The 9184-nt window shown below is 63.9% G+C and carries 7 protein-coding genes and 2 pseudogenes; 3 read left to right on the plus strand and 6 right to left on the minus strand.

Features of this window, described 5'->3' with window-relative positions:
- A partial coding sequence (locus A37U_RS51175) for an IS3 family transposase (protein ID WP_157183249.1) occupies positions 1 to 862 on the minus strand: 862 nt, incomplete at its 3' end.
- 232 nt (positions 863 to 1094) lie between these two features.
- Here A37U_RS51175 and A37U_RS47060 point away from each other — a divergent pair.
- Positions 1095 to 1706, plus strand: a complete 612-nt coding sequence (locus A37U_RS47060) for an SDR family NAD(P)-dependent oxidoreductase (protein WP_020501484.1) — start codon at positions 1095 to 1097, stop codon at positions 1704 to 1706.
- Positions 1707 to 1771: 65 nt separating this feature from the next.
- Here the strand turns inward: A37U_RS47060 and A37U_RS55215 are convergent.
- Positions 1772 to 1981, minus strand: a pseudogene (locus A37U_RS55215) (transposase family protein); the annotation flags it as partial.
- Between the two features lie 341 nt (positions 1982 to 2322).
- Positions 2323 to 2493 carry a hypothetical protein gene (locus A37U_RS52290; RefSeq protein WP_157183251.1) on the minus strand — a complete coding sequence of 57 codons (171 nt, stop codon included), beginning with the start codon at positions 2491 to 2493 and terminating at the stop codon, positions 2323 to 2325.
- 432 nt (positions 2494 to 2925) lie between these two features.
- Here A37U_RS52290 and A37U_RS0135860 point away from each other — a divergent pair, with 432 nt between their 5' ends.
- Both A37U_RS0135860 and A37U_RS47065 read left to right on the plus strand, forming a co-directional pair.
- Positions 2926 to 5976, plus strand: coding sequence for a lantibiotic dehydratase (locus tag A37U_RS0135860; protein ID WP_020501485.1), 3051 nt, complete (start codon positions 2926 to 2928; stop codon positions 5974 to 5976).
- Positions 5973 to 7265 carry a lanthionine synthetase C family protein gene (locus A37U_RS47065; protein WP_020501486.1) on the plus strand — a complete coding sequence of 431 codons (1293 nt, stop codon included), beginning with the start codon at positions 5973 to 5975 and terminating at the stop codon, positions 7263 to 7265. Before A37U_RS0135860 ends, A37U_RS47065 begins: the two co-directional genes overlap by 4 nt.
- Before the next feature lie 185 nt (positions 7266 to 7450).
- On the opposite strand, the pseudogene A37U_RS54560 reads toward A37U_RS47065, so the two are convergent.
- From A37U_RS54560 to A37U_RS47075, 3 genes and pseudogenes are all read right to left on the minus strand, one after another.
- A pseudogene (locus A37U_RS54560) lies at positions 7451 to 7723 on the minus strand (transposase); the annotation flags it as partial.
- Between the two features lie 93 nt (positions 7724 to 7816).
- Positions 7817 to 8311, minus strand: coding sequence for a transposase (locus tag A37U_RS0135875; protein ID WP_169526994.1), 495 nt, complete (start codon positions 8309 to 8311; stop codon positions 7817 to 7819).
- 698 nt (positions 8312 to 9009) lie between these two features.
- Positions 9010 to 9184, minus strand: a 175-nt coding sequence (locus tag A37U_RS47075; protein ID WP_020501489.1) for an ATP-binding protein, incomplete at its 5' end; no start/stop codon positions are given.

Consider the following 9184-nt stretch of genomic DNA (forward strand, 5'->3'; position numbering starts at 1 on the left):
TGTCACCGGCTGAGCCGACCTGGCCCATCGAGCCGCGAATCTGGTGGCGCCACAGCGATTGTTGCGGCTTGCGCGAGCGAAATTGACCTCCTCGGTCGCTGTGCAGCGTGCACTCGGCGACGGTGCCGCCGCGTCGGGCGACGGCGGATTCCAGGGCGTCGAGGGCGAGCTGGGCGCTNATGCGGTCAGCGATAGAGTAGCCGACGATCCGGTTGGACCACACGTCCTTGACCGCGCAGAGGTAGACCTTGCCTTCGTTGCTCGGGTGTTCGGAGATGTCTGTCAACCACAGGCGATTCGGCGCGTGGGCGGTGAACTCCCGACGCACCAGATCATCGTGTGCGGGCGCGCTGGGCCGGGACTTGCGGCCGCGACGTTTCTTCCCGAACACGCACCACCACTGGTTGGTCGAGCAGATCTTCCACACCGTGCGGTCGGACACCTGGTGCCCAGCAGCGGTGATCTCGTCGCGCAACAGGCGGTAGCCGAATTCGGGGTCCTCGTGGTGGGCGTCGTAGATCGCGTTGGCCAGATACGCCTCGGCCAGCTCGGTGTCGGTGACCGGTCGGGCAAGCCAGGCGTAGTAGTGCTGGCGGTGGAGTTTCAGCACCCGACACGCGACCGCCACCGGCACCCGGATGCGGGCACCGGCAGCGACCAACTCCTTCACGAGCGGGTAGAGCCTTTCCCGGCAGATTGCCCTGCGACAGGTACGCCGCCGCCCGGCGCAACACCTCGTTCTCCTGCTCCAACAGGCGATTACGACGTTTGAGTTCGCGCAGCTCGGCCACCGCATACGGTGCCATTCGGCTGCGGGCTGGGATGTTCTTGACCTCGCATCTACCAATACTACGAGGCTCATAGGTATTACCTATCGCGTTATTTGATCGGGGTATTGGATTTCCGCAGCGCGTATTGCTGTGCTATGGGGACAAGGTCAAAGGGAACAGCTGCGATGCTGCGCCGAGTTGGTCTTTGAGGGGATGGATATGAATCAGATCGATTTGCATGATCGCTGTGCGGTCGTGACAGGCGGAGGTAGTGGTCTGGGGCGGGCCATTGCCGAACGACTGCTGTCCTAGGGCACCAAGGTGATGTTGTGGGACCGCTCGGAGCGACTGTTGCAAGAAGCGTGCAACAGTATGGTCGCCGGCGAGTCGGTGCGCACGGCCGTTGTGGATGTGACCGACTTCGATGCTGTGGTCGAGGCTGCTTCGGACGCGGAGCGTGTGCTCGGCCGGGTCGATGTGCTGGTTAACAGTGCTGGTGTCACGTGTCCACCCGTCCCGATCGGGCAGTACCGCACCGAGGACTGGCAACGCATTCTGGATGGGAATCTTTCGGGGGTGTTTTTCTGTTGTCGCGCCGTGCTCCCGGGCATGATTGCGCAGCAGTACGGGCGTGTGGTGAATGTTGCGTCGATGGCGGGGAAAGAGGGCAATCCGCAAGAGACGGCGTATTCGGCGGCCAAGGCTGGTGTGATCGGGTTGACCAAGGCATTGGGTAAGGAAGTCGCAGCATCGGGGGTGTTGGTTAACGCGGTGGCGCCAGGGATTTTCGCTACGCCGATGCGCACGAGTGCCGCGTCGAGGGAGCTGGTTGGGAAGCTGTTGGATCGTACCCCACCCTGGCCCTGGCCCGCCCGGCAAGCTTCCCGGACGGCAACCCTGATATGCGCCGTCAACCGAACAGTGCACCGCTGGTAACGCTCCAACAGTCCAGGCAAAGGCCCGCGGGAGGTTTGCCACGAACAACCCCAAGCCGCACAACGCATTCGCCGCATCCGCAGTCGCACCACGACCCGACGCCCGTCGACCGGAACGTCGGCCACCTGCCTCCGGACATAATCATGCACCCGGCCCGTCACGACGCCACATTCCGGGCAGGCCACCCGCCCGGCCCGCGTCGACGCCCGAACCGCGATCACCCCGGCGTCGTCATCAACACCCTCGATGACCAGACAAGACAATTCCGAAAACATCAGCCTCAACAGCCTATTTACATCACACGAACCCCACCCTGATCCAAGGCATCGTCATCCCAACGAACCAACACGCACTGTCACCAACAATGGGCCAGAGTCACTCACCGGACAGTCCCTGTGTTCTCTCACTGGACTGAGCTCGGCTTCTCGTGGCGGCGATCGGCACCGCCACGAGAAGCCGAGCCATGCTCAACGGCACGCCTGTGCGGCACTTACCCGCAGGTGACGCCCTACGCGTAACCGGTATTCATCCATGACCTCTGGCCGTTGATTGACTCAGAGATCGTTTCACGATGACGTCACCTGCCGCGTCACGGAGATCATGATGGAACGAACTGTCAACAGCCGGGAAAGCCGGGGCGGGTAAGGCCACACTCTGAGTTGCAGGTGCCGGGGGTCGCCGTTGGCTTCATTCGCGATTTTGCGATCTCCCCGTCGGCCGGCACCGTCCTGACTTCGAGGTCAAAGATGTCGAGTTCGTCTTGGCGTTGTGCGATCGGAGCACTCATCGGAATTCCTTTCGTACGCAGGAAACAGCCCCGTAAGAGACCCGGGGTAGCGTCATTGTGTCAGTACTTGCAAGCGCGTCGCCAGGATTTTCGCGCATTCTCGCCACCGGACGTGGTACAAAATGGACCTGTGTGACAGCTTTCAGCAGGCCAAGCGGATTGACCTCACCGCGGTCATCTGTTCACCAACCGCCACCGAACACGGTGCGTCCGACGATCGTTACTATTTCTCGAACCTTCGACTCGCGCCATGCTCTTGCGGCACCGGGCAGCGTTGGCTAGTCTTCCGTAAAGCTCCTACGGTGACAGCGGTATGGTGATCCTGCAGGCATCGTCGAGGAAGATGCTAGGGGGTCGGTGACTCAGGGGTGGCTCAGCACTGCGATGGGTGAATCGGGTTCGTTTCGCGTTGACGGCGCCGTGTTTCTGCGAATGCCGGTATTGCCACACCACCGGGCGTATGCCCTCGCCGCCGAACGCGATCCGGGCCAAGGAAACGAACGCGATGAACTGATTCGAATTCTACGCACCGTGGTCGCCGATCCACTGGTACGCGAGGCTCTCGAGGTGTCCAGCGATTCGTGGGCCACCGGGCTACGCAGGTTGGAAGAGGGCGAGCACGTCCGTACACGCCAGCTGCGCCGCGCCACTTACGCCGCATGCAGGTACCTGTTGCGGATGACCACCCGCCCAACTCCCTTCGGGCTCATGGCCGGGGTCGCGGTGGGCAGCTTCGATGACGAACCGCTGGTCGAACTCGGCAAGGCGCACCGCAAGGGCGTTCGCCCCGATGGCGAGTGGCTCACCGCCCTGCTCACCGAGTGGGAGAGCCGCACAGAAGTGGTGCGGTGCCTGCGGGTCTGCGCGAATGATCTGTACTTCGAGCGAGCCGGGCGGTTTGTGCTTCCGTACGTGCCCCTGCGCGATCCGACCGGCCAACCCGCGGAGGAAAAATCCGTCCGCGCCACCCCGCCTGCGCGAACCGCGATGACCGTGGCACGAGCACCAATCGCGTTTACCGAACTGGTCGACCGACTTGTCGAGCAGTACCCGCAAGCCGCCGGTACCGATCGAGTTGAACAGCTACTCATGGGGTTGATCGAGACAGGGCTGCTGTGTACCGAGCTGTCGCCACCGCCCCACTGCACCGATCCCATTACGTACGTGCGGGCTACCTTGGAACGTACGCTGGCGCCGGAGACCGCCGGCTTGGGCAATATCGCCGCACGGTTCGACGAGTACGCACGAGCACCGCTGGGTTCCGGCCGCCAGGCATGGGGTGCGGCCACTAGCGAAGCGCACGAGTTACACAGCGGGGCGGGCTCGCCGATACAGGTGGACCTGCGCATGGACGCGCGGATCACCTTGCCGCACACCGTCGCGCGCGAGGTGGAATCGGCTGCGTCGGTATTGCTGCGGTTGTCCCCGGCGAGCGGATCACCACCGCACCTTGCGAATTACTATGACGAGTTTCTGGATAGATACGGTAGCGGCAACGCCGTGCCTGTCAAGGAGGTGCTGGACCCTGAGCGTGGCATCGGCCCGCCTGCCGGGTATCGACTGCCGGCGAACAGTCGACTCGGCGAGCCCACGCAAGAACGGGATGGGCCGCGCAACCGTAAGCTGGCAGAGCTGGCATCCCACGCTTTGCTTTCCGGCTCGGGAGAGGTTGTCCTCGACGAACGGACGATCACCGAATTGGAACCGGACACAGCCGTCGCGCCCGCGGCGGATACCGCAGAGTTGAGCTTCCAGTTGCTCGCCGAGTCGATCGAAGCGATCGAACGTGGTGATTTCCGGCTGGTCTCTTCCCCAGCGATGGGGCTGATCGCGGGCGGGATTTTCGGCCGATTCGCCTACCTATTCGAGGACGGCACCGCACTGCGCGACGTGATGCCCCCGGCCGCCGACAACGTGTTGCGCGCGCAACTCGCCTTCCAGCCGGCAGGCGGGCGCCAGTCGAACGTCATGCGCGTGCCCACGGTAACCGAGCGCACGCTGGCGATCGGAGTTTTCGACGAGCGTGGTCAGGACAGCGTACTCGGCGTTGACGATGTCGGGATCCTGGCCGAAGCGGGCAGTCTATCCCTGGTGTCCCTACGCGATCAGCGGCGAATCAACGCGTTGAGCCCGCAGATGTTGGATTCGATCAACCGCACACCGAACGTGGCAAGGCTGTGTCGCGAGGTCACCGTGGCCCACACGCGCCCCCCGCGGCCGTGGCGATGGGGCGACGTGGACTACCTGCCGTACCTGCCTCGGGTTCGCTACGGCCGGACAGTGTTGGCGCAGGCGCGATGGCGGCCTTCGGGTGAGCTGATCGAGGCTAGCGCGGATACCTCGACGTGGAACACCGCACTGGATCGCTGGCGCGAGCGGCTGCGGGTACCCGACACCGTGCAAGCGCGGCACGGCGACCACAGCCTGGAACTCGACCTGAACGCACCACTGCACCGCCGGCTGCTCGCCGATGAGCTTCGGCGCAAACCCGAGCTTGTCATCACCGAAACCGCGCGGTGCGGCGAATCTGATTTCGATTGGTTGGACGGGCATGCGAACGAGATCGTGGTGCCATTACGCGCGCACCGTAACGAATCCACCGTGAATCGACCAGCCCGCCGCGCCGCGTCATGGACGCCTGCGACCGCACGGCGCAGCATTCCACCGGGCGGTGAATGGGTTTTCGCCAAGCTCTACGCTGACTCCGCGCTGCATCACGAGATCCTCCGTGACCACTTACCGTCATTTCTGGACAGCGTGGATTCCGGTGTGGATCGATGGTTCTTCATGCGCTACGCGGATCCGGACGAGCACGTGCGGATCCGTTTCCACGGTCGGCCAGAGGTACTGAACCAGTCGCTTCTGCCCCAGCTCCACTCATGGACGCGCGTTCTGCACGAGAACGGCCTGATCCGCAAACTCGCGCTGGACAGCTACGAGCCGGAGGTCAACCGTTACGGTGGGCCCGAAGGGATCGCGGCGGCGGAGCACGCTTTCCGCGCGGACAGCGAGGCTGCCCTTGCTCAGCTACCATTGTTCGATGCCCTCAACAGGGATGTGCCCGCGGAAGTTCTTGCCGCGGTCAACTTCGTCGACCTGTTGCGCCAGACCGATCCGGACTGGACGTCCTGGTATCGGCGATCCGATATTCAGCATTATCCGGGAATGCACCGCCATGTCAGCCGCGCTGTGCAGCTGACCGACGCGCTGCTCGCCGAGCGGCAGACCGATTCGGACCGTATGGTGACGACGATCCGTGCCGCGTGCCAACACCGCGCGTCCACGCTCCAGGCGTACGCCCGAGCGCTGCGCACGCGCGATGAGCCCACTCCCGACCGACACCGGTCGATAGTCAACAGCCTATTGCATATGCACCACAACCGGCTTCTCGGTGGCAACCAAGATTCCGAAATGCGCGCACACGTAGTGGCCAGCAGGGTCGCCGCGGCATACAAGGGACGTGCGAAGGCGAGACAGACATGACCACCGCCTCAACGGGTTTGGCCGACACCGTCGACTCGGTCATCGAGACATTGGCCGAGCGGCTGGCTGATCCGGCCCGAACCTGCCCCTGCGGCAGCGCCGAAAACTGGCGGCCAGCGTTGGATAGCGAGTGCGGCCTGGCTTTACTCTACGCGGAGCTCGGACACAGCGACCCCGATTACCGGTACATCGCGCATCGCTACCTCGGCGAAGCGAACCAAGCACTGTCCGAATCGGGCAACCACGCCCTCTACGACGGCGCGCCGGCACTGGCCTTTGCCGCAAGCTGCGCGGTGCAGCGCGAAGGCGAATACGCGACGTTGTTTGCCGGATTGGACGAACCGGTATTCCGGGTTGTCCGCGTGGTCCTGGCCGCAGAACACGAGCGGCTGAAAGCCGGCGCCACCGCCGAACATTACGCGAATTTCGACCTCATCTCCGGACTCGCCGGACTGGGCCGGTACCTGCTGCGGCGAGAGCAGGACAGCCCAGAGGCTCGGTCACTGTTGGAGGACGTGTGCGCGTATTTCGGGGCGTTGATACGCCCCATCAAACGCGAAGGACATACGTTGCCCGGATGGTGGAGCGATCGCCCCCTTAATCCGTCTACAGAGGACAGTTCGGGACACATTAATTTGGGGATGGCACACGGCATTCCAGGACCACTCGCACTACTGGCCACAGCGTGGCGATCAGGTGTGCGCGTCCATGGGCACGCCGAAGCGATCGAGACGATCATGGATTTCCTCATCACATGGTCCGATGAGGACGAATTCGGAAGGTACTGGCCACAGGCACTCGACCTTGACGAATACACCCACCGCCCCCCGCGGCTGACCCGTTCGCGCCAAGCCTGGTGTTACGGCACTCCAGGGATAGCCAGGGCGGTCCAACTCGCCGGGTTCGCGCTGGGCCGTCAGGACTGGAACACTCTAGCGCGCGAAGCCGTATGGGATATGTTCCGGCTACCGACTGAGCAGTGGCGGGTCCAGGACACCTGCCTGTGCCACGGCTGGGCTGGCCTGCTGCATGTGGTCGCACGAATCCACGCCGACGATCCGCGATGCGAACTCAGCGGTGAGCTGGATTGGCTCGCGCAGCGGACCGCAGCGCCCTTCGACCCAAGTCTGCCGTACGGTTATCAACAGGTCGGCGGGCTGCGTGCCGAACTACTGCGCGACGACCCGGGCTTTCTCACCGGCGCCGCCGGCATTGCGCTGGCATTGCACGCGTACCGCACCACCCCACGACCGGCGAGCGGATGGGACACCGCATTGCTGCTGGATTAGCAGTCGGCGGTAATGCCTTACGGCCATCGACCTCGGCTACGCACGCGTGGCCCGAACTACTCACCAAGCGCTTCGGCCCTTGCCTCGAACAGGATCAGCAGCACGACACGTGGCCGTCCAGCTGAGGTGGACCCGGTCGGCTGGACAGACCGCCGCAGCCTGTCCAACCGACAGGGTCTACTTCAGTCCGAGACCACGGTCTTCGACCGGGACCCATTGCGCACATTCGTGCCCTCACGGCCCGGGCTGTCCTGGTGTTTCTCGTGCCCGAGGTGCTCGGTGAGCTCCGCGTTCAACGCCGACTCCAGCACCGTCTTGGTCAGCTGCTTGAGCAGCCCATCCGGTCCAGTCAGCTCCAGGCCCTGCTCACGGGCCTGCTCCACCATCCGCGCAGCCAACTGTTCCTGCACAGACCGCGCATCCTTACCCGAGGAAGTGTTCACAACATCCAGTGTCATCACTCATCGTGCCCATCCCGCCGGACTCAACTCCGGCGTGTCGGGCCGAAAACACCGCTTCTGAGGCTCTGTCGCTGATCTTGTGGTGTTTGCTTATGTGGCAAGGAGTACGCGTTTGCGGAGTAGGTCGAGGTTGGCCCGTCCGTACATTTGTCGTTTGAGCATTTTGAGGCGGTTGACGTGGCCTTCGGTGGGTCCGTTGCTGTAGGGCAGTGTCATGCCGGCGGTCACGGCGGCGTGGTCCTTGTCGAGGCCGCGAGGGAAGGCGTGCAGGTAGGGAAGGTTGAACGAACGAACGGTCGTGATCCATTCGGCGAGTCGTGTCTCGTTGCCGTTACGGGGTTTGAGCAGCGTGGCGAATCGGCTGACCGCGTCGCTGAGTTCGATCATTTCCGGGCAGGCGGCGGTCAGCTCGTCGCGCAGCTTGTGTTGCTGGTCGGTGAGGTTGTCGCTGTGGCTGAGGATCAGTCCGGTCAGTCGCCGCGGCGAGATCGGTGGCCGATCGGTGTCGGCGCGGCCCTGGTTGAGGTAGCGCACGAGCAGATTCATGCTGCCGCGATAACCGAGCGTCTTGATCTCGGCGAGCAACGTCGTGACCGGGACCGCGGGAACGTCGGTCCGGCGCTGGCGCAAGTGTTCGCGGTACGGATGGACCAAGGTGGGCTGGTACGCCGGAGCGCGCACCAGGCGTTCGGGCTGGTCGATGCGGGCGTAGCGTTTGACGGTGTTCAGCCCGAGATTGAGCCTGCGAGCGATATCGAGCAGCCCTACCCCTTGTCGAGTAGGTCGTGAACATGTCGCCAGCGTTCGCGGGTGGTCGCCGCCCGTTTGCCCTCCGGTATCGGCACGTTGGCTTTGGCCCAGCAGCCGCTGTGTGTGGCGACTTCCTTGAGCGCGGCTTCGCCGGGCCCCTTTCCACAGAGGCACTGGTGGGCCGCTGGCGAGGTGCCCGCGACATGCGGGTCCTTTTCCAGCGGCCCCCAGCCCGAACCCGGTGTGCGGCTTTCACCGCGGCGGGCTCTCCGATGACTGCTACGCAAGTAGCGGCGTTGGCTATCCGATGTGAATGGCATCGTGGCAGGAGCGGCAGACGACCAGAGTCTTGCGCCGTCGCCGCGCCATTTTCGGGCTCTTCGTACTGATGTGTGGGTAGTTGCTGGGCCCTGTGAGGGGTGTCAATGGCCAGTTTGTTGTCCCCGTTGGCGGCCAGATGTTGTTCCCGTTGGCGGCCATTTAGGGCTCCCCGACGGCGGCCAGATGGTTCCCCGTTGGGGTGGTGGATGGTGTTAGCGCAATGGTTTCACTCCTTCGCCTGAGGTTGCTTGGGAGAGCCGGAAGCTGTCACCTTGGGTGACGACGACGTGGGCGTGGTGCAGGAGCCTGTCGACGGTGGCGGTGGCCAGGGTTTTTGGCATGATTTCGTCGAACCCGGAGGGGTGCAGGTTCGAGCTGACGGCGAGT

Source organism: Sciscionella marina DSM 45152 (assembly GCF_000379465.1).
GTDB classification, from domain to species: domain Bacteria; phylum Actinomycetota; class Actinomycetes; order Mycobacteriales; family Pseudonocardiaceae; genus Sciscionella; species Sciscionella marina.